The organism is Pseudomonas arabinosi (genome assembly GCF_047758675.1).
In the GTDB taxonomy this organism is placed as follows: Bacteria; Pseudomonadota; Gammaproteobacteria; order Pseudomonadales; family Pseudomonadaceae; genus Aquipseudomonas; species Aquipseudomonas arabinosi.
In genome coordinates this window covers 2,364,390-2,384,353 of record NZ_CP180480.1, presented here as the reverse complement: position 1 = coordinate 2,384,353, position 19,964 = coordinate 2,364,390, and the positions used below count along the sequence as shown (strand labels likewise).

Here is a 19,964-nt window from a genome sequence, read left to right as displayed (position 1 = left end):
TTGAACCGGTGCATGGAAATACCCTCCACCCATGCCAAGAGCCCATAAATTCCGCATTTTTGCGACTTGGCACAACCACTGCATTACATCTTTCAACTTACATACAGCCCAGCCTTCAACGACGAAGGATGCGCTTCCCGAGAGAACGGGACCAGGACAAAGGCGTCCTCGCTAGGCAACTAGCGGGACGCCTTTTTTTGTTTGCGCAAAATTTTGTCGAGCAAGACCTGAAAGCCCTGATGAGGCGGGTCCGAGCTCCCCGGAGAACCTGATGAAAAAACTAAAACTGGTGATGATCGGCAACGGCATGGCCGGGGTTCGCACCCTGGAAGAACTGCTCAAGCTGAGCAATGAGCTGTACGACATCACGGTCTTCGGCGCCGAACCCCATACCAACTACAACCGCATCCTGCTGTCACCGGTACTGGCCGGCGAACAGACCTTCGAAGAGATCGTGCTGAACGATCTGGACTGGTACCTGGACAACAACATCAAGCTGCTGCTCAACCGCAAAGTGGTGGAGATCGACAGGGTCAAACGTCGGGTTATCGCCGAAGACGGCAGCGAGGCCGAATACGATCGCCTGCTGATCGCCACCGGCTCGACTCCGTTCATCCTGCCGATCCCCGGCAACACCTTGGACGGCGTGATCGGCTACCGCGACATCGCCGACACCCAGGCAATGATCGACACCGCGAAAATCCACAAGCACGCCGTTGTGATCGGTGGTGGCCTGCTCGGCCTGGAAGCCGCCAACGGCCTGATGCTGCGCGGCATGCACGTCACCGTGGTGCACATCGGTGAATGGCTGCTGGAGCGGCAACTGGATAAAACCAGCGGCCAATTGCTGCAAACCGCCCTGGAAGCCCGCGGCCTGCACTTTCGCCTTTGCGAGCAAACCCAGGCCCTGCACGATGCCGGCAATGGTCGGGTCGGCTCGGTTGAGTTCAAGAATGGCGACATCATCCCCGCCGACCTGGTGGTGATGGCCGCCGGCATTCGCCCCAACACCGAACTCGCGGAAAAATCCGGCATTCCCTGCAACCGCGGGATTCTGGTCAACGACACCCTGCAAACCTACGACCCGCGCATCTACGCCATCGGCGAATGCGCCAGCCACCGCGGCATCGCTTACGGCCTGGTGGCGCCACTGTTCGAACAGGCCAAGGTCTGCGCCAACCACCTCGCTCAATTGGGCTTCGCCACCTACAAGGGCTCGGTGACGTCGACCAAATTGAAAGTCACCGGCATCGACCTGTTCTCCGCCGGCGACTTCATGGGCGGCGAAGGCACCGAAACCATCACCCTCTCCGACCCTATCGGCGGGGTCTACAAAAAACTGGTGATCAAGGATGACGTGCTGGTCGGGGCCTGTCTGTACGGCGATACGGCAGACGGTGGCTGGTATTTCCGGCAGATCCGTGAGAATCACGCCATCGACGAGATCCGCGATCACCTGATGTTCGGTGAAAACGCCTTGGGCGACGTAGGACATCAGGGTCAGGACAAAGCCATGAGCATGGCCGACACCGCCGAAGTCTGCGGCTGCAACGGCGTGTGCAAAGGCACCATCGTCAAGGCGATTCAGGAGCACGGGTTGTTCAGCGTCGACGACGTCAAGAAACACACCAAGGCTGCCAGCTCCTGCGGCTCCTGCGCCGGGTTGGTGGAACAGATCCTGATCAACACCGTGGGCGGCGCAGCAGACGTCAAACCGAAAAGCGAAAAAGCCATTTGCGGTTGCAGCGACCTGAACCACGGGCAAATTCGTCAGGCCATCCGCGAGCAGCATCTGCTGACCATCGCCGGCACCCTGAGCTATTTGAACTGGCGCACGCCGAACGGCTGCGCCACGTGCCGCCCGGCGCTCAACTACTACCTGATTTCCACCTGGCCGGGCGAAGCCAAGGACGATCCACAATCGCGCCTGATCAACGAACGGGCCCACGCCAACATTCAGAAGGACGGCACTTACTCTGTAGTCCCTCGGATGTGGGGCGGTGTGACCAATCCTTCGGAACTGCGGCGCATTGCCGACGTGGCCGACAAATACAACGTGCCAATGGTCAAGGTGACCGGAGGCCAGCGTATCGATTTGCTGGGGATCAAGAAGCAGGACCTGCCGGGTGTCTGGAAGGACCTCGACATGCCGTCCGGCCACGCCTACGGCAAATCCATCCGTACCGTGAAGACCTGCGTCGGCAGCGAGTTCTGCCGCTTCGGCACCCAGAACTCCACGCAACTGGGCATCGAGCTTGAGCACGACCTGTTCAACATGTGGTCGCCGCACAAAGTGAAACTGGCCGTCTCCGGTTGCCCACGCAACTGTTCGGAAGCGGGCATCAAGGACGTCGGAATTATCGGTGTGGATTCGGGCTGGGAGATGTACATCGGTGGCAACGGCGGGATCAAGACCGAAGTCGCGGAATTCTTCGTCAAGCTCAAGACCGCCGAGGAAGTGCGCGAATACAACGGCGCGTTCCTGCAGCTCTATCGCGAAGAAGCTTTCTACCTTGAACGCACCGTGCACTACCTGCAACGGGTCGGCATGGAACACATCAAGAAAGCCGTGCTGGAAGACCCGGAGCGGCGCAAGGCGCTCAACGATCGCCTGCAATTCTCCTTGTCGTTCGAACAAGACCCGTGGAAGGAACGCCTGGAACAACCGCAGCTGAAGAAAGAATTCGACGTCATCGCAGTGAAGAACCTGGAGGTGTCGGCATGAACTGGCTGGATATCTGCGCACTGGAAGAAATCAATGCTCTGGGCTCGCGGATCATCGCCGGCCCGAAAGGCGACATCGCGATTTTTCGTACCAGCGACGATGAGGTTTTCGCACTCGATGACCGCTGCCCGCACAAGGGCGGGCCACTGTCCCAAGGTTTGATCTACGGCAAACGGGTCGCCTGCCCGCTGCATAACTGGCAGATCGACCTTGAGACCGGTGAAGCCCAGGCCCCGGACATCGGTTGCGCTCACCACCATTCAGCACGGGTCGAGAATGGCCGGGTGTTGCTGGCCCTGCGGGAAGCAAGCTGATGAACCAGATCACCGCTTCCACCTGCTGCTATTGCGGGGTCGGCTGCGGCGTGCTGATCGAACATGACGGCGAGCGCATTCTCGGCGTCAGCGGCGATCCGGCCCACCCGGCCAACTTCGGCAAACTGTGCAGTAAAGGCTCTACCTTGCACCTGACCGGCGACCTCGCGGCCCGGGCGTTGTATCCCGAACTGCGCCTGGGAAAAGGCCAGGCCCGCAGCCGCACCGACTGGGACACCGCCCTCGATCACGCCGCCAGCGTTTTTGCCGAGACCATTGCCGAACACGGCCCGGACAGCGTGGCGTTCTACATTTCCGGGCAATTGCTGACCGAGGATTACTACGCCTTCAACAAACTGGCGCGAGCGCTGGTGGGCACCAACAACATCGACAGCAATTCTCGCCTGTGCATGTCTTCGGCCGTGGTCGGTTACAAGCGCAGCCTGGGCGCCGACGCACCGCCGTGCAGCTACGAAGACCTGGAATTGAGCGACTGCGTGATGATCGTTGGCAGCAACATGGCCTACGCCCACCCGATACTTTTCCGTCGCCTGGAGGAAGCGAAATCCCGCCGGCCGCAGATGAAAGTCATCGTCATCGACCCGCGTCGTACCGATACCTGCGATCTGGCTGACCTGCACCTGGCGATTCTGCCGGGCACCGATGTCGCCTTGTTCCATGGGATTTTGCACCTGCTGCTGTGGGAAGACTGGGTCGACCGCGACTTCATCAAGGCCCACACCGAAGGCTTGGCCGAACTGAAAAACCTGGTGCGAGATTACACGCCGCAGATGGTTTCGCAGCTCTGCGGGATCAGCATCGAGCAACTGCAGCAATGCGCCGAATGGGTTGGCACTTCACCGAGTTTCCTGTCGCTGTGGTGCATGGGCTTGAACCAGTCCACCGCCGGCAGCGCGAAAAACAGTGCGCTGATCAACCTGCACCTGGCCACCGGACAAATCGGCCGCCCCGGCGCAGGACCTTTCTCACTGACCGGTCAGCCAAATGCCATGGGTGGCCGCGAAACCGGCAGCTTGTCGAACCTGCTGCCGGGCCATCGCGAGGCCGCCAATGCCGAACATCGCGCGGAAGTGGCGGCGTATTGGGGCGTGGATCAACTGCCTGCAAACACCGGGCTCACCGCTATCGAGTTGTTTGAGCAGGTGCGCAGCGGCAAGATCAAGGCACTGTGGATCGCCTGCACCAACCCCGCGCAATCAATGCCGGATCAAACTGCGGTGCGCGCGGCACTGCAAGCCTGCCCGTTCGTGGTGTTGCAGGAAGCGTTCCGCACTACCGAAACCGCCGCGTTTGCCGACCTGTTGCTGCCCGCCGCCAGTTGGGGCGAAAAGGACGGCACGGTGACCAACTCTGAACGGCGCATTTCCCACGTTCGCCGAGCGATCGTCGCACCTGGTGAAACCCGCTCGGACTGGGCGATCACGGTGGATTTCGCACAGCGCCTGGAAAAATATCTGCGTCCCGGGCAAGCCAGCCTGTTTGGCTTTGAAAACCCGGCGCAGGTCTTCGACGAATACAAGCAATTGACCCGCGGGCGTGATCTGGACTTGTCCGGCATCAGTCATGCACTGATCGACCGCCTCGGCCCGCAGCAATGGCCCTTCCCCACTGGCGCCAGCGAAGGCACGGCCCGGCTGTACCTGGACGGAATTTTCCCGACGGCCAGTGGACGTGCGCAATTCGTGGCAGACCCGTACCGCGCCGCCAAGGAACAGCGCGACGCGCGCTTCCCGCTGACCCTGATCACCGGCCGCTTGCGGGATCAATGGCACGGCATGAGCCGCACCGGCACCGCCGCGCAACTATTCGGTCACGTCAGCGAAGCCGTGTTGAGTTTGCACCCGGATGAACTGCGCCGGCATCGGCTGCAATCGGGCGACCTGGTCAGCCTGAAAAGCCGCCGCGGCGCGGTGATTGTCGCCGTCGGCGGTGACGACAGCGTGCGACCCGGCCAGGCCTTTCTACCAATGCATTGGGGCGATCGTTTCCTCAAGGGCGGCGTAAATACCCTCACCCAACCGGCTTTCGACCCATTATCGAAACAACCCGAACTCAAGCACAGCGGCGTGCGCCTCGAACCTGCAAATCTCCCATGGCAGCTATTCGCCCTGATCGAGGGCGATGTTCAACAGCATTTTGAGACGCTTCGACCGCTCTGTGAGGCGTTTTCCTACGTCAGCCTCAGCTTGGCCGGCCGTGAACGCCCCGCGCTGCTGATACGCGCTGCCAGCGCCGTCGCGCCCGACCCTCAATTGCTGCGTGATATCGATCAATGCCTGGGACTCAACGATGGCCCGGTTTTGGCCTACGACGACCCACGGCGCTCCATCGGCAAGCGGGTACGGATCGAGAACGGCCGGATCACTGCCATTCGCCTGGCCGGTGAAACCCTTGCCCAACACTGGCTGCAAAGCCTGTGGCTGGAAGGTCGCGCCGACGAACAACTGCGGCGCTGGCTGCTGGCACCGCTGAGCGCCCCACCGGGCAACGCCAATACGCCGGCCGTCGGTAACAAAACCCTGTGCAACTGCAAAAACGTCAGCCAAAGCGCGGTCTGCGCCGGCATTAGCCGCGGCCTGGACCTGCAGGGCTTGAAACAAGAATTGGGCTGCGGCACGCAATGCGGCTCCTGCGTCCCGGAAATCAAGCGTTTGCTGGCCGCCACTGCGCAGCCGGTCGCCGTCACCTCGTGAGGAAAAACACTATGAGCGCAAAAGTCTGGCTGGTGGGTGCGGGTCCTGGCGATCCGGAATTGTTGACCCTCAAGGCCGTGCGGGCGTTGAGCGAAGCGGATGTGGTGCTGATCGATGACCTGGTCAACGGCGCGGTGCTGGAGCATTGCCCGCAGGCGAGGATCATTCCCGTAGGCAAGCGCGGCGGCTGTCGCTCCACACCTCAGGCGTTCATTCATCGCCTGATGCTGCGTTACGCCCGCCAGGGTAAATGCGTGGTGCGGCTCAAGGGCGGCGACCCGTGCATTTTTGGCCGAGGCGGCGAAGAGGCGCAGTGGTTGCGTGAACATGGGGTCGAAGTCGAACTGGTCAACGGCATCACTGCCGGGCTTGCGGGTGCAACACAATGCGATATTCCGTTGACCCTGCGGGGCGTTGCACGTGGCGTGACGCTGGTCACCGCCCACACTCAGGATGGCAGCAGTCTGAACTGGCAAGCCCTGGCCCAGGGTGGCACGACGCTGGTGGTGTATATGGGTGTCGCAAAACTGAGCGAGATCCGTGAACAGCTGCTGGCCGGAGGAATGGCGGCGGATACACCGGTGGCAATGATTGAAAACGCTTCCCTGCCACACCAACGGGAATGTCGGAGCGATCTGACAGCGATGGAAGACGATGCCTACGCCTTTGAGTTAAAGAGCCCGGCCATCCTGGTCATCGGAGCTGTAGCGGCCCGCGCAGAAGTATCCCTGTCGGTATCTGATTTTCCCGCGAACGCAGTCAATCAGTCGGCCTGACTCTCCCCCGCTTCAACCCTGCCCTCACTAATCGCAGACAAAGAAAAGCCCGGCCTAAGCCGGGCTTTTCAGAGCTGCGCGCTAATTACTTAGCGTTAGCTTCAACCTGCGCTTCTACGCGACGGTTTACAGCGCGACCAGCTTCAGTTTTGTTGTCAGCAACTGGGCGGGATTCGCCGTAGCCAACAGACTGAACGCGGGACGATTCAACACCGTACTGGTTGGTCAGAACTTGCTTAACGGCGTTTGCACGACGCTCGGACAGTTTCTGGTTGTAAGCGTCAGGACCGACGGAGTCAGTGTGACCTTCAACAGTAGTGCTGGTGGATGGGTACTGCTTCATGAAGTCAGCCAGGTTTTTGATGTCGCCGTAGCTGTTAGGCTTGACTACCGACTTGTCGAAGTCGAATTTCACGTCCAGCTCAACACGAACAACTTCAGCAACTGCTGGGCAGCCATCAGCGTCAACAGTTACGTTGGCTGGGGTGTCCGGGCACTTGTCAACGTTGTCGCAAACGCCATCGTTGTCGCTGTCGGAGCAGACTTCAGCTGGTGCTGGAGCTGGAGCTGCAGCTGGCTTGGAGCCGCCACCGAAGTTCACACCGATACCGACGCTTGGAGCCCACTCGGTGTCGCCCTGGTCGATGTTGTATTGAGCTTCAACGCCAGCACGGGCGTAGAAGTTCTCGGTGAAGTACAGCTTGGCACCGCCGCCAACGTTGGCGAAGGTAGAACGGTTACGACCGTTGCTGCCATTCTGGCCGATGCTCTGGTCCGAGAAACCGGCAGAGACGTAAGGACGCAGCATGTCACCTGGGTTGTTGAAGTGGTACAGAGCATCCAGAGCGGTGTTGGCGCCCTTGATGTTCTTGCCGTCGTCGGAACGAACGTTGTGCACTTCGTCGTAGGCCAGACGCAGTTCAACGTCGTCGGTCAGGAAGTAACCAACCGAACCACCGAAGAGGTTGCCGTTGTTCTTGAAGTTACGAGCGCTGTCGAATTGTTCTTTCTTGGCGAAGCCTTCGATTTCAACTGCGCCTTGGCCTTGTGCCAGAGCGCCGAACGAAGTGGCGGCAATCAAAGAACCAATGGCCAAGCCCAAGGTGTTTTTCAGTTTCATCCGTTAAATCCCCATCTGGTGATTGTGAAGCAGTCCCGCAAACCGGGGGACAACTCGGCGGCAAGTCTATCAGAACTTGCCTACACGTAAGAGATATTTGCGCCGAACTAAGTTTCAGCAATGCCTGCAAATTTCTCACGCAATTTATCTAGAGCACGTTTGTAACGCATTTTTGTCGCACTCAAACCCATGTGCATGATATCCGCGATCTCTTGAAATTCCAGCTCTGCGACAAATCGTAGCACCAGAATTTCACGGTCAATCGGGTTCACATACACTAACCAGCGATCAAGTCCACCCTTATCCTCGGGTTTCGGCGCCTTTTCTTCAGACGCTTCCTCGAGGGGGTCCAGACTCAAAGCATCCATCAAGCGACGCTTTCGCCGTTCTTTCCGATACTGCGTGATGCACTCGTTGTACGTGATGCTATATAGCCATGTCTTGAACTTCGATTTGCCCTCGAAGTTCTTCAGGCCATACAGCACCTTCAACATCACTTCCTGACAGACATCGTCTGCGTCGCGATCGTTCCCAAGATACCGCGCACAGACGTTAAATAATGTTCGCTGGTAACGCCGCATCAGTTCTTCATAGGCGCGCGTTACGTGAAACAGCTCGGTATGCGAGCGCGCGACCAACTCCTCATCAGAGAGCTCGCGGGGGTCGTAGCGCGTGGACAGCGATTGAGCTTTATTCAAAACAAGTCGGGCCGACAGTCAGGTCAATGTCCGCCGCAACCCTTTTCAGGGCATTTTTGCGGCGGCATACATTAGCAGGGTTTGCCGGGTTAGCGGCTACTCACATGCTGTTCCAGGAGGATCCGATTGGAGAGAGAGACTAGCTCACCCTCATCGGTCAGCAATGTGGTCTTAACCGTGCCGATCTCTTCGATCTGACCTTCGACCTCGCCAACACGTACTTGTTGCCCAACCTGATACAACTCACGCACATAGATTCCCGCAAGAATCTGACCGGCAATTTCCCGGCTTCCCAACCCCATGGCCAGCGCAACTGCCAGACCAACGGTAATCAATACAATCACAATCACGTGGTTGAGCAGGTCAGTCTTGACCTCCAACTGGCTGATTGCGACCGAAATACTGATGATAATCACCAGGCCCTGGGCAATTCTCCCCAGGCCCGCAGCGTAGTCCAGCCCTACGCCCTCTGCCGCCCCCCGCACCAGCCCATTGGCCAATTGCGCGAGCAAAACACCCACCAGCAGCACCAGCGCGGCGCCAAATACTTTCGGCAAATACAGCGCAAGCATGTCAAGCGTAGCCGAAACTCGCTCAAGTCCAAGGGATTCTGCGGCCGAAACCAGAAAAATCAGCAGAACGAACCAATAGACAATCTTTCCGATCAAGGTCGAGATCGGCACTTGAAGGCCGGCCCGGGACAGCAATTTTGTCAGACCGGTGCCGCCCATCAGGCGATCGAGCCCAAGCTTGGCGAGCAACTTGGACAGCAAAGTGTCCAAAAGTTTCGCAACGACGAAACCCAACAGCAGCACAACCAGTGCGCCGAACAGGTTCGGGATGAAATTTGCAACCTTGGTCCATAACGCAGTCATTGCAGTGACAAGGCTCTGAGTCCAGAGATCAAGTTCCATATTCAATCAGCCTTATCAGCAGTGCGAACGGTAGGTTTACGGTGACGGGAAACCGGAGCGACATGGGCCGATCCGTTATTCAAGGCAATCATCAGCGCGGGCAACCAGCGGCCCAGCAGGCTGAACAGATCACCAGCGCCGACTTGGCGGTTGGCGGTTTTCAGTACACGCCCAAGGCACGCATCGTCGTCCCGGGTGGACGGTGATGCCTTGAGCATGTCGCGCAAAGACTGTTCAAACGGATCGTGCATACGCACCTCTCGTGATGTCTGTGAAAGACGCGGTCAAATTTGCTCGGGTCACATGGCTCACCCTCAGAACCAGCGCAAACGTCGGAATAACCACCACTGTCCCAGCGCCACCGAGACCATCAGCAGACACGCAATCAGGAAGCCATAAGGGCTGGCAGATAACGGAATGCCACCAACGTTGATGCCCAGAAGCCCCGCCAGAAAACTCATCGGCAAAAAGATCCCGGTGATGATCCCGAAGCGGTACATCGTGCGGTTCATTCGCACGCTCAAACGTCTATCTTCGGCCTCGAGGACCAACCCCACCCGCTCCCGGGTCAATTCCAGCTCCTCAAGATACCGGGTCAGGCTGTTGTTCAATTCGTTCCAGTAATCACCGTCGTCTTCGACGAACCAAGGCAGTTTTATCCGTGTCAGCTGCCCGAATATTTCCCGCTGCGGCGCAAGAAAACGTTTCAGCGCAGCGGCCCTGCGACGGATCTGCAAAATGGCGCCGTGCTCGGGTGTGTACCGTTCGTCGGCATCCAGTTTTTCTTCTTCCTCATCGACCACTTCCGAGAGGCAACTGACCAGATCCTGCACCTTGTTGGTGAGGTATTGCGCCATATAAAGGATGAGTTCTGACGCCGTTTTCGGTCCTTTGCCTTCTTCGAGCTGCACCATCAACTCATCGGTGGCGCGCAACGGACGCAAACGCAGAGAAATAACCCGCTGGGCTGACCCAAAAATCCGTACCGAGACCATGTCTTCAGGCTCGGCGCCCGGGTTCAGGTTAACCCCACGCAAAAATAGCAGCAGTTCGCTGTCCGAAAGCTGTAAAAGACGCGGACGGGTGTTTTCTTCAAGTAAAAGATCACAGCTGAATTCGCTCAGACCGCTGGATTTTCGCAACCAGGTCTGGGTTTGCGGGTGACTACGGTCCCAGTGCAGCCACAGGCTTTCATGGGCCTGCAGCTGCAAGTCATCGAGTTCAGTCCGGGCTATCGAACGCGCACCGCCTTTACCGTCCAGTACCAGGGCATGCACCAGCCCCCACTGCGCGTTTTCTTCCTCGAACATCCTCACCCCTTTGTTGGTGTAGCGCTTTATTCAGGCATCTTCAGCGGACTTGGCGAGATGATCACGCCGTTATTGTCCGCATAGATGTAGTGACCTGGATGGAGCGTCACGCCAGCAAAGGTCACGGCAACGTTGAGATCTCCGATGCCACGCTTGTCGGTTTTCATCGGGTGGCTGGCCAGCGCCTGAACACCCAGATCGGTTTGCGCAATGACGTCGACGTCACGAATGCAACCGTAGATCACCAGCCCTTCCCAGCCGTTTTTCGCGGCCTTCTCGGCGATCATGTCGCCCAGCAGCGCACGACGCAGGGAACCGCCACCGTCGACCACCAACACCTTGCCATTGCCCTTGAGCTCGGCTTGTTCCTTGACCAGCGAATTATCTTCGAAGCATTTGATGGTCACGATTTCGCCGCCGAAAGAATCACGGCCCCCGAAATTGCTGAACATCGGTTCCAGCACCTGCACCAGCTCCGGATAGGCGTCGCACAGGTCAGGCGTGAGGTAATGGTTCATCGAGAAACTCCTGTAAAGAGGAAGACAATCGAGGGTGTCGAAACGTGACCAGAACAGCTCAATGCGTCATATCTTAGCCGCAAGCCGAACGGAGCGAAATGCCCTTGTTAGAGCATCTGGCTCAGACCGCCGTCGCCAGATCCGGTTTTTCACCCATCAATGGCGTCTGCTGATCTGCCAACCAGCGCGCCACCAGCGGCCAGACTTCAGTCTGCGCGGCTTTGCTGACGAGCATCTCCACATGACCGAAGTTATCGCCAAAGCCCTGCTCGCGACCCAGGTTGATGAATTGCTTATGCTCGGAACCCACCTGATCGAACAGCTTGCGACAAGCCCAGGTCGGGTCCTGATGGTCACCTGCGGCACTCACGGCCAGTACCGGCAACTGAACGTCGGCCAAACCGCCCCACCAATCCTTGTCGGCGTCGCCAAAGCGACCGAACAGGCCATACCAGCGCATACTTTCCAAGGCCAGGCCAATGGGCTCGTCCTCAGGGCCGCGCTTGAGCCGTGAACCGGACAGCTGGGCAAAACGTTTGAGAATGAAGCGCCCGCTCCACTCCACCGGCGGAATTTTCAACGGCCAGTAGGTGCGACTGACTTGTGTACCGAAAAACGCCGCGGAAGCCACCACCGGCTCGCCGATGTACTCACCACCCAATGCCGCCGCCAGCGTTATCCCGCCCAGCGAGTGACCGATCCAGTGCGGGATCTGGCCGCTCTGCTCGCGCACGAACGCGCCAATGGCCGGCAAATCGTAACGGGCGTAGTCGGCAACGCGGTTCTTGCGGTAGTTCTGGTTGCGCTGGGACAGGCCGTGGCCGCGCATTTCGGGAATCCATACATCGAATCCCAGTCGCGTCAGATAGGCGCCCAGCCCAAGCCCCTTCGGGGAAAACCAGAACCGGCGATTGGAAAAGCTGCCGTGAAGCAAAATAACCGGAACGCCACGCGCGCCTGAGCCATCCGCCATGCCCAGGCGCGTCACAGCCAGTTCGACGGTGCCGTCAGGGCTGTTGCCAGGTTTCAGACGATAGACGTCTTCGCTCAGATCGCCGCGCCGCTCGGCGCTGATCAGAGCGACAGGAAATAGGTTGCTGCTGCTTTGCATAATGCTCTTGCACAAAAAAGGGCGGCTTCCAGAGGAGCCCGCCCTACTTGATTCTTAAAGCCTCGGCCACTTGACCGAGGCTTCATTCACATCAAGCCGTAGCTTGACCTTCAGCGAGGAAGAACCAGGTTTCCAGTACGGAATCGGGGTTCAACGAAACGCTTTCGATGCCCTGCTCCATCAACCACTTGGCCAGATCAGGGTGGTCCGAAGGACCCTGACCGCAAATGCCGATGTACTTGCCAGCCTTGTTGCAGGCCTGAATCGCGTTGGCCAGCAGCTTCTTGACCGCCGGATTACGCTCGTCAAACAGGTGCGCGATGATCCCGGAGTCGCGGTCCAGGCCCAGGGTCAACTGGGTCAGGTCGTTGGAACCGATGGAGAAGCCATCGAAGAACTCGAGGAATTCTTCAGCGAGGATCGCGTTGGACGGCAGTTCGCACATCATGATGATGCGCAGACCGTTTTCGCCGCGCTTCAGACCGTTCTCCGCCAACAGGTCGATGACCTGGCTGGCTTCGCCCAGTGTACGGACGAACGGCACCATGATTTCGACGTTGGTCAGGCCCATCTCGTTGCGCACACGCTTGAGGGCGCGGCACTCGAGTTCGAAGCAGTCACGGAACGTTTCGCTGATGTAACGAGAAGCGCCACGGAAGCCCAGCATCGGGTTTTCTTCTTCCGGCTCGTAGAGCTTGCCGCCGATCAGGTTCGCGTATTCGTTGGACTTGAAGTCCGACAGACGCACGATGACCTTTTTCGGGGTGAACGCAGCGGCCAGGGTACTGATGCCTTCAACCAGCTTCTCGACATAGAAGCCAACCGGATCGTCGTAGCCGGCAATGCGCTTGTCGACGCTGTCCTTGATGTCCTGCGGCAGCCCGGCGTAGTTCAGCAGCGCCTTGGGGTGAACACCGATCATGCGGTTGATGATGAATTCCAGACGGGCCAGGCCCACACCGGCGTTCGGCAGTTGCGCGAAGTCGAATGCACGATCCGGGTTACCAACGTTCATCATGATCTTGAACGGCAGATCAGGCATGGCATCGACGGAGTTTTTCTTGATGTCGAAGCCCAGTTCACCTTCGAAGATGTAACCGGTGTCGCCTTCAGCGCAGGAAACGGTCACGCCCTGGCCGTCTTTCAACAGCTGGGTGGCGTTGCCGCAACCGACCACGGCCGGGATGCCCAGTTCGCGAGCGATGATCGCCGCGTGGCAAGTACGACCGCCACGGTTGGTGACGATGGCGCTGGCGCGCTTCATGACCGGTTCCCAGTCCGGGTCGGTCATGTCGGAGACCAGTACGTCGCCTGGCTGGACTTTGTCCATCTCGGACACGTCCTTGATGATACGGACCTTGCCGGCGCCGATGCGCTGGCCGATGGCGCGACCTTCAACCAGCACGGTGCCGGTTTCTTTCAACAGGTAGCGCTCCATGACGTTGGCCGAGGTGCGGCTCTTCACGGTTTCAGGACGGGCCTGAACGATGTAGAGCTTGCCGTCGTCGCCGTCTTTGGCCCATTCGATGTCCATCGGGCACTTGTAGTGCTTCTCGATGATCATCGCTTGCTTGGCCAGTTCGCTGACTTCGGCGTCGCTCAGGCAGAAACGTGCGCGATCAGCCTTGTCGACGTCGATGGTCTTGACCGACTTACCGGCCGTCGCCACTTCGCCGTAGATCATCTTGATGGCTTTGCTGCCCAGATTGCGACGCAGGATGGCCGGACGACCGGCTGCCAGCGTGCCTTTGTGGACGTAGAACTCATCCGGGTTCACCGCGCCTTGTACGACGGTTTCACCCAGGCCGTAGGCGCCGGTGATAAACACCACGTCACGGAAGCCCGATTCGGTATCGAGGGTGAACATCACGCCGGCGGTGCCGGTTTCGGAGCGGACCATGCGCTGCACGCCGGCCGACAGGGCTACCAGCTTGTGGTCGAAGCCCTGGTGGACGCGGTAGGAAATCGCGCGGTCGTTAAACAGCGACGCGAACACCTCTTTGGCGGCGCGAATAACGTTTTCGACACCACGGATGTTCAGGAAAGTTTCCTGCTGACCGGCAAAGGAAGCGTCCGGCAGGTCTTCGGCGGTAGCGGAAGAGCGCACGGCCACGGCCATGTCAGGGTTGCCGGCCGACAGCGTGGCGAACGCGGTGCGGATCTCGGCGTTGAGCTTCTCGGGGAATTCGGCTTCCATGATCCATTGACGGATCTGGGCGCCGGTCTTGGCCAGGGCGTTGACATCGTCGACGTCCAGGGCGTCGAGGGCGGCGTGGATCTGATCGTTCAGGCCGCTCAGCTCGAGAAAATCACGATAAGCCTGAGCTGTCGTGGCGAAGCCACCGGGCACCGATACACCGGCACCTGCAAGGTTACTGATCATCTCGCCCAGGGATGCGTTCTTGCCCCCTACGTGCTCTACATCATGGACGCCGAGCTTATCGAGGGAAACTACGTACTCTACCAAGGTGATCTCTCCACTAACTGTGTTGGAAAAGCTCAGAAGCCGGCTGCTCTAAGGAGCGTTTACCGGCTGTATGGCCTGGACCTGGAAAATAAGTGAGAATGCGGGCCACTGGCGGCCAGCAAATCGCGCCTATCATATCCAAGATTCGTCACTAGCTTAAGGCCCAAGGTGCAAATGAAACGATCTGCTTTCTTTATCTCCGATGGCACCGGCATCACAGCCGAGACCCTCGGCCAAAGCCTCCTGGCGCAGTTCGAAAACATTACCTTCAGCAAATTCACGCGGCCATACATCGACAACGTGGATAAAGCGCGGGCCATGGTACAACAAATCAACAAAGCCGCCGAAACCGACGGCTTTCGGCCGATCATCTTCGACACCATTGTCAATCAGGACATCCGTGAGATCCTCGCAACGTCCAATGGTTTCATGATCGACATTTTCTCGACCTTCCTGGCGCCTCTTGAACAGGAATTGACCGAGCATTCTTCCTACACTGTCGGCAAATCCCACTCGATTGGCAGCAACTCCAATTACATGGAGCGCATCGAGGCGGTGAACTTCGCCCTCGACAACGACGACGGTGCGCGCACGCATTATTACGACAAGGCGGACCTGATCCTAGTGGGCGTGTCGCGTTGTGGTAAGACGCCGACGTGCCTGTACATGGCCATGCAGTTCGGCATCCGCGCGGCCAACTATCCGCTGACCGAAGACGACATGGAACGCCTGCAACTGCCAGCCACCCTGCGTGCCCACCAGCACAAACTGTTCGGCCTGACCATCGACCCGGACCGCCTCACCGCGATCCGCAACGAGCGCAAGCCCAACAGCCGCTATTCGAGTTACGCCCAGTGCGAATTCGAAGTGCGCGAGGTGGAGAATCTGTTCCGCCGCGAGAACATTCCGCACATCAATTCCACGCATTTTTCGGTGGAAGAGATTTCGGCGAAGATCCTTGTGGAGAAAGGGGTCGAGCGGCGGTTCAAGTAGTTTTTCGGCGACAGTTACATCGCTATCGCGAGCAAGCTCGCTCCCAAAAGGGATCTTCAGTGGACACAACATGTGTGAACGACAGAAGTCCCCTGTAGGAGTGAGCCTGCTCGCGATGAATGATTACGCAGTCTCTGCGAGTGCCCCGGCCAACGCTTCAAATCCTCTCAGCAACAACCGATCATCCCCCGCCGAATTGCAAACACTCGCCCTGATGAACTGCGGCACCGCCCCATGCCCGACCGCAAACATCTCGGCAGTCGCCACCAGATAATTATTCGCCTTCAGCTCCTCAGCAATCTGCGAGGCCCGCCACGGCTCGGGTACTTCGATCCAGAAGTGCGGGCTATGGGAATGGGTTTTGTACGCCAAGCCCTCCAGCACACCACTCACCAACGCCTTGCGCCGACCGATCTCGGCAATCTGCTGGCCCAGCAACTGCTCGGCAATGCCGTTTTCTATCCACAGGCTCGCCACCTCCAGCGACAACGGGCTGGCCATCCAGCACGTCCCGCGCACGGCTGCGCTCAAGCGTCCGATCAACGGTTGCGGCGCATGCAGGTAACCGACTCGCAAACCCGCCGAAACCGCCTTGCTCAGGCTGCCGATCAGCACCGAGCGCTCCGGGGCAAAATGGCTCAAGGGTAACGGTCGCTGTTGAGCCAATACCGCGTGGGCTTCGTCTTCAAAGATCAACAGATTGTGCTGGCGACAGACCTCTGCAATCGCTTCCCGCCGTGCGACGGACATCACTGCAGCCGTAGGATTCTGGATCGTCGGCGTGCAATACAGCGCCGACACACGATGATTACGGCAAACCTCCTCCAGGGCATCGGGCATCAGTCCTTCATCATCCATCCCGACACCGATGAGTTTTATCCCTAGCTGGCGTGCGACGCTGATCAACCCCGGGTAGGTCAGGTGCTCCGTCACCAACGTATCGCCCGCTTTGAGCAACCCCATCAAGGCACACAACAGACCGTGCTGGCCGCCGTTCACGCAAACGATCTGTTCGGTGTTCGGAACAAACGCTTTATGCCTGAGCCAGTGCGCGCCCGCCGCACGGTAGCGTAGCAATCCAGCCTCGGCGCTGTAGCCCCCGAGGTGTTGCAAGGCCTCAGGATCAAGGGACAACGCTTGCAGGCTCTGACTCAAAAAAAGCGCTTCCTGCCCCGGAATCGGTTGATTGCGGCTCATGTCAAAAAACGCCTGCGGTTCATCGCTGACATTACGAAAGCCACAGTCCCGCGGCCGTTCCATCCCGCGCTGACGCACATACGTGCCGTCTCCTACGCGCGCGACCACCAATCCCACACGTTCGAGTTCACCGTAAGCGCGACTGATGGTGCCGATGGTCACGCCGAGGCTATCCGCCAACAACCGATGAGGCGGCAATTTGCAGCCGGGCTCGATCAGCCCTTCAGCAATGCCTTTTTCGATCGCATCGGCGAGGCGTTTGTATTTCACCCCCAGACCGTTCGCGAGGCCGTCGCGCAGGATTGACACCATGGCAATACTTGTTTTGACAGTCATTACAGCCCCGAATAGCGTGTTTGAAACAGGTTCAATCAGGGATAGACCTTTTGCAAAGGGAGGTCAATTCCGACGATAAAAGGAGCTCGATCATGTCCATTGCCATCAGCGCAACTTCACGTACTGCCAAACCCTGGCTCGCCGCCCTGATCACCAGCGTGTTGTTTCTGATCGTGTGCCTGAGTTGGGGCACCACGTGGCTCGGGATCAAGATTGCCGTTGAAAGCGTGCCACCGCTGACCGCCGCCGGCCTTCGATTCCTCATCGCTTTTCCGTTATTTCTCGGCTTCGCCCTGATACGTCGTGAGCCGCTGCTGTTTCCCAGGGAGAGTCGTTGGTTCTTTGTCTTCGTCACGTTGACGTATTTCAGCCTGCCGTATTACTTGCTCAACTACGGCGAGACGCACGTTTCGTCCGGCCTGACGGCGCTGCTGTTCAGCTGCATGCCGGTGTTCATCCTGCTGTTTTCCGCGCTGTTTTTGCGGGAGAAAATCTACCCCTCGCAAGTGCTCGGCATCGCTATCGGTTTCGGCAGTCTGTTCATGATCATCCGCAGCCAGGGACTGCATCTGGACCACGCTGAGTTGTTCGGGGTGTTGGCGATTCTCTGCGCCGCGGTGATGCATGCGCTGTGTTACGTGGTGACTAAAAAACACGGTACGGCGATCAGCGTGATTACCTACAACACGCTGCCAATCGGCATCGCCGGGCTGATGCTGTTTGTCGCCGGATTGAGTGTCGAAGCACCGGTGTTCGATGACATCACCGCGCGTTCGTGGAGCGCCCTGCTCTACCTGGGACTAGTGGCGTCGGTGGGCGGGTTTATCGTTTACTTCCTGCTGCTCAAGCGACTGAGCCCGATCATTCTGTCGTTTGTGTTCATCATTTTTCCGGTATTCGCGGTGATCATCGGTGCCTGGTACGAGGGGCAAACCTTGTCCCGGGAACTGATGATGTACTCGGCGATTTTGCTGACGGGGTTTGCGATCACCAAATTGCCTGTGGAAAAGTGGCTGACACGGCCCCTGTAGGAGCTGCCGCAGGCTGCGATCTCTTGATTTTGTTTTTAAAAGCGAAGATCAAAAGATCGCAGCCTGCGGCAGCTCCTACGGGGGATTGATGTTTAACCGATCAAATGACGAACAAGTCTACGAACCGATTCACCGGTGTCGCCTCAAGCGCCGCCTGATCCTTGCACAACGCAAAGATCTCGGCACTGCGCTGGGCGGTGAAGCGGGTCGCCAGGTTGGCCTTGAACTTGTCTTCCAGCAGCGGAATGCCGTCGGAGCGGCGACGGCGATGGCCGATCGGGTACTCCACCAACACGTTTTCGGTGCTGGAGCCGTCCTTGAAGAACACCTGTATCGCATTGGCGATGGAGCGCTTGTCGGCCTCCAGGTATTCGCGGGTGTAGCGCGGGTCTTCGACGATGACCATTTTTTCGCGCAGCACATCGATGATCGGGTGCGCCGCGTGGAAGTCGTCCTCGTACTGCTCGGCCACCAGATTGCCGAACGCCAGCGGCACGGCGGTCATGTATTGAATGCAATGGTCGCGGTCCGCAGCGTTGGCCAGCGGGCCGACCTTGGAGATGATGCGGATCGCCGATTCGTGGGTGGTGATGACGATTTTGGCGATTTCGTGCAGACGATTTCTGACTTGCGGATGCAACGTCACTGCCGCTTCGCACGCCGTTTGCGCGTGGAATTCGGCGGGGAAACTGATTTTGAACAGCACGTTTTCCATCACGTAGCTGCCGTACGGCCGGGAGAAGCTGAACGCGCGTTTGTCTTCGGGCTTGAGCGCCAGGTCGTTGTTGGTGTGGCTGAACAGCACGTCGTAGAAGCCCCATTGTTTGGCGGTCAGTACGCCGGGGATGCCCATTTCGCCACGCATCGCGATGTCCGCCAGACGCACGCCACGGCTGGACGCATCGCCGGCCGCCCAGGATTTACGCGATCCGGCATTCGGCGCATGACGGTAAGTGCGCAGCGCCTGACCGTCGGCGAACGCATGGGACAATGCGGACAACAACTGCTCACGGTTGGCGCCCATCAGCTTGGCGGTGACAGCGGTCGAGGCGACTTTCACCAGAATGACGTGATCGAGGCCTACGCGATTGAAGGAGTTTTCCAGCGCGATCACGCCCTGGATTTCGTGGGCCATGATCATGGCTTCGAGCACAGCTCGAACGGTCAGCGGCGCATCGCCAGTGGCCAGGCGTTTTTGCGACAGATGGTCCGCCACCGCGAGAATGCCACCGAGGTTATCGGACGGATGGCCCCACTCGGCGGCGAGCCAAGTGTCGTTGTAATCGAGCCAGCGAACGATGCAGCCGATGTCCCACGCCGCCTTGACCGGGTCGAGGCGATAACTGGTGCCGGGGACGCGCGCGCCAAACGGGACGACGGTGCCTTCCACCATGGGGCCGAGGTGTTTGGTGCACTCGGGGAAGCGCAGGGCCAGCAGGCCGCAGCCCAACGTGTCCATCAGGCAGTTGCGGGCGGTGTCGAGGGCTTCGGCGGATTGGATCTTGAAGTTGAGGACGTAGTCGGCAATGTCCTGCAGGACCGTGTCGTAGTTGGGGCGGTTGTTCTGGTCGACGTTGGTGCTCATGTTCGATTCACTCTTGAAGTGGTTCGTTGATGGGACCTCGGTTCAGGGGGCAATCTCGATTAGTTACAACTTTCTTGTTTTGGCAATGCAATCAACTGTAGGAGCTGCCGAAGGCTGCGATCTTTTGATTTTGCTTTTTAAAGGCAAGATCAAAA

General features: G+C 58.7%; 16 protein-coding genes. 6 read left to right on the top strand and 10 right to left on the bottom strand.

Annotated features, from left to right (window positions below):
- Positions 1-271 precede the first annotated feature (271 nt).
- The 4 genes from nirB to cobA are packed head-to-tail and all read left to right on the top strand — an operon-like array spanning position 272 to position 6,529.
- A complete protein-coding gene (gene nirB, locus ACMXYJ_RS11100; protein WP_415759843.1) occupies positions 272-2,725 on the top strand; it encodes a nitrite reductase large subunit NirB in 2,454 nt (817 codons plus the stop codon).
- The gene (nirD, locus tag ACMXYJ_RS11095; protein WP_008146292.1) at positions 2,722-3,039 is read left to right on the top strand and encodes a nitrite reductase small subunit NirD; all 318 of its coding nucleotides are present in this window, start codon (positions 2,722-2,724) and stop codon (positions 3,037-3,039) included. Before nirB ends, nirD begins: the two co-directional genes overlap by 4 nt.
- Positions 3,039-5,753, top strand: coding sequence for a nitrate reductase (locus tag ACMXYJ_RS11090; RefSeq protein ID WP_415759841.1), 2,715 nt, complete (start codon positions 3,039-3,041; stop codon positions 5,751-5,753). Before nirD ends, ACMXYJ_RS11090 begins: the two co-directional genes overlap by 1 nt.
- An 11-nt stretch (positions 5,754-5,764) precedes the next feature.
- Positions 5,765-6,529 (top strand): uroporphyrinogen-III C-methyltransferase, encoded by a 765-nt coding sequence (gene cobA / locus ACMXYJ_RS11085; protein ID WP_415759840.1) that lies wholly within the window; start codon positions 5,765-5,767, stop codon positions 6,527-6,529.
- Between the two features lie 85 nt (positions 6,530-6,614).
- Here the strand turns inward: cobA and ACMXYJ_RS11080 are convergent, their stop codons facing one another.
- The 8 genes from ACMXYJ_RS11080 to ppsA form a co-directional block, all read right to left on the bottom strand.
- Entirely contained in the window at positions 6,615-7,649 is a 1,035-nt protein-coding gene (locus ACMXYJ_RS11080; RefSeq protein ID WP_415759839.1) for an OmpA family protein, read from the bottom strand.
- A gap of 107 nt (positions 7,650-7,756) precedes the next feature.
- On the bottom strand, positions 7,757-8,347 hold the full coding sequence (gene sigX / locus ACMXYJ_RS11075; protein WP_008146300.1) for an RNA polymerase sigma factor SigX: 591 nt from the start codon (positions 8,345-8,347) through the stop codon (positions 7,757-7,759).
- An 89-nt stretch (positions 8,348-8,436) separates the two neighbouring features.
- Positions 8,437-9,261 carry a mechanosensitive ion channel family protein gene (locus ACMXYJ_RS11070; RefSeq protein ID WP_008027407.1) on the bottom strand — a complete coding sequence of 275 codons (825 nt, stop codon included), beginning with the start codon at positions 9,259-9,261 and terminating at the stop codon, positions 8,437-8,439.
- A 2-nt stretch (positions 9,262-9,263) separates the two neighbouring features.
- Complete coding sequence (locus ACMXYJ_RS11065) at positions 9,264-9,512, bottom strand: hypothetical protein (RefSeq protein WP_008146303.1); 249 nt, start codon at positions 9,510-9,512, stop codon at positions 9,264-9,266.
- Between the two features lie 63 nt (positions 9,513-9,575).
- Entirely contained in the window at positions 9,576-10,571 is a 996-nt protein-coding gene (locus ACMXYJ_RS11060; protein ID WP_415759838.1) for a zinc transporter ZntB, read from the bottom strand.
- A 26-nt stretch (positions 10,572-10,597) separates the two neighbouring features.
- Entirely contained in the window at positions 10,598-11,089 is a 492-nt protein-coding gene (rraA, locus tag ACMXYJ_RS11055) for a ribonuclease E activity regulator RraA (protein ID WP_415759837.1), read from the bottom strand.
- Positions 11,090-11,210: 121 nt separating this feature from the next.
- Positions 11,211-12,200 carry an alpha/beta fold hydrolase gene (locus tag ACMXYJ_RS11050; RefSeq protein ID WP_415759836.1) on the bottom strand — a complete coding sequence of 330 codons (990 nt, stop codon included), beginning with the start codon at positions 12,198-12,200 and terminating at the stop codon, positions 11,211-11,213.
- A 91-nt stretch (positions 12,201-12,291) separates the two neighbouring features.
- Positions 12,292-14,667 (bottom strand): phosphoenolpyruvate synthase, encoded by a 2,376-nt coding sequence (gene ppsA, locus ACMXYJ_RS11045; protein WP_415759835.1) that lies wholly within the window; start codon positions 14,665-14,667, stop codon positions 12,292-12,294.
- A 174-nt stretch (positions 14,668-14,841) separates the two neighbouring features.
- On the opposite strand from ppsA, the gene ppsR reads away from it, so the two are divergent.
- Positions 14,842-15,660: a posphoenolpyruvate synthetase regulatory kinase/phosphorylase PpsR gene (gene ppsR / locus ACMXYJ_RS11040; protein WP_033055694.1), complete on the top strand. Its 819-nt coding sequence runs from the start codon at positions 14,842-14,844 to the stop codon at positions 15,658-15,660.
- Between the two features lie 123 nt (positions 15,661-15,783).
- On the opposite strand, the gene ACMXYJ_RS11035 is transcribed toward ppsR, so the two are convergent.
- Positions 15,784-17,193 carry a PLP-dependent aminotransferase family protein gene (locus ACMXYJ_RS11035; protein WP_415759834.1) on the bottom strand — a complete coding sequence of 470 codons (1,410 nt, stop codon included), beginning with the start codon at positions 17,191-17,193 and terminating at the stop codon, positions 15,784-15,786.
- A 92-nt stretch (positions 17,194-17,285) separates the two neighbouring features.
- On the opposite strand from ACMXYJ_RS11035, the gene ACMXYJ_RS11030 reads away from it, so the two are divergent.
- Positions 17,286-18,224, top strand: coding sequence for a DMT family transporter (locus tag ACMXYJ_RS11030; protein ID WP_415759833.1), 939 nt, complete (start codon positions 17,286-17,288; stop codon positions 18,222-18,224).
- Positions 18,225-18,324: 100 nt separating this feature from the next.
- On the opposite strand, the gene prpD is transcribed toward ACMXYJ_RS11030, so the two are convergent.
- Entirely contained in the window at positions 18,325-19,809 is a 1,485-nt protein-coding gene (gene prpD, locus ACMXYJ_RS11025; protein ID WP_415759832.1) for a 2-methylcitrate dehydratase, read from the bottom strand.
- Positions 19,810-19,964: the final 155 nt, after the last annotated feature.

Excerpts from the sequence above, each read along its gene's own strand:
- prpD (WP_415759832.1), bottom strand. The coding sequence starts at position 19,809 with ATGAGCACCAACGTCGACCAGAACAACCGCCCCAACTACGACACGGTC.
- nirB (WP_415759843.1), top strand. The coding sequence starts at position 272 with ATGAAAAAACTAAAACTGGTGATGATCGGCAACGGCATGGCCGGGGTT.
- ACMXYJ_RS11050 (WP_415759836.1), bottom strand. The coding sequence starts at position 12,200 with ATGCAAAGCAGCAGCAACCTATTTCCTGTCGCTCTGATCAGCGCCGAG.
- ACMXYJ_RS11090 (WP_415759841.1), top strand. The coding sequence starts at position 3,039 with ATGAACCAGATCACCGCTTCCACCTGCTGCTATTGCGGGGTCGGCTGC.
- rraA (WP_415759837.1), bottom strand. The coding sequence starts at position 11,089 with ATGAACCATTACCTCACGCCTGACCTGTGCGACGCCTATCCGGAGCTG.
- ACMXYJ_RS11035 (WP_415759834.1), bottom strand. The coding sequence starts at position 17,193 with ATGACTGTCAAAACAAGTATTGCCATGGTGTCAATCCTGCGCGACGGC.
- ppsR (WP_033055694.1), top strand. The coding sequence starts at position 14,842 with ATGAAACGATCTGCTTTCTTTATCTCCGATGGCACCGGCATCACAGCC.
- ACMXYJ_RS11080 (WP_415759839.1), bottom strand. The coding sequence starts at position 7,649 with ATGAAACTGAAAAACACCTTGGGCTTGGCCATTGGTTCTTTGATTGCC.
- cobA (WP_415759840.1), top strand. The coding sequence starts at position 5,765 with ATGAGCGCAAAAGTCTGGCTGGTGGGTGCGGGTCCTGGCGATCCGGAA.
- ACMXYJ_RS11070 (WP_008027407.1), bottom strand. The coding sequence starts at position 9,261 with ATGGAACTTGATCTCTGGACTCAGAGCCTTGTCACTGCAATGACTGCG.
- ACMXYJ_RS11065 (WP_008146303.1), bottom strand. The coding sequence starts at position 9,512 with ATGCACGATCCGTTTGAACAGTCTTTGCGCGACATGCTCAAGGCATCA.
- ACMXYJ_RS11030 (WP_415759833.1), top strand. The coding sequence starts at position 17,286 with ATGTCCATTGCCATCAGCGCAACTTCACGTACTGCCAAACCCTGGCTC.
- nirD (WP_008146292.1), top strand. The coding sequence starts at position 2,722 with ATGAACTGGCTGGATATCTGCGCACTGGAAGAAATCAATGCTCTGGGC.
- ACMXYJ_RS11060 (WP_415759838.1), bottom strand. The coding sequence starts at position 10,571 with ATGTTCGAGGAAGAAAACGCGCAGTGGGGGCTGGTGCATGCCCTGGTA.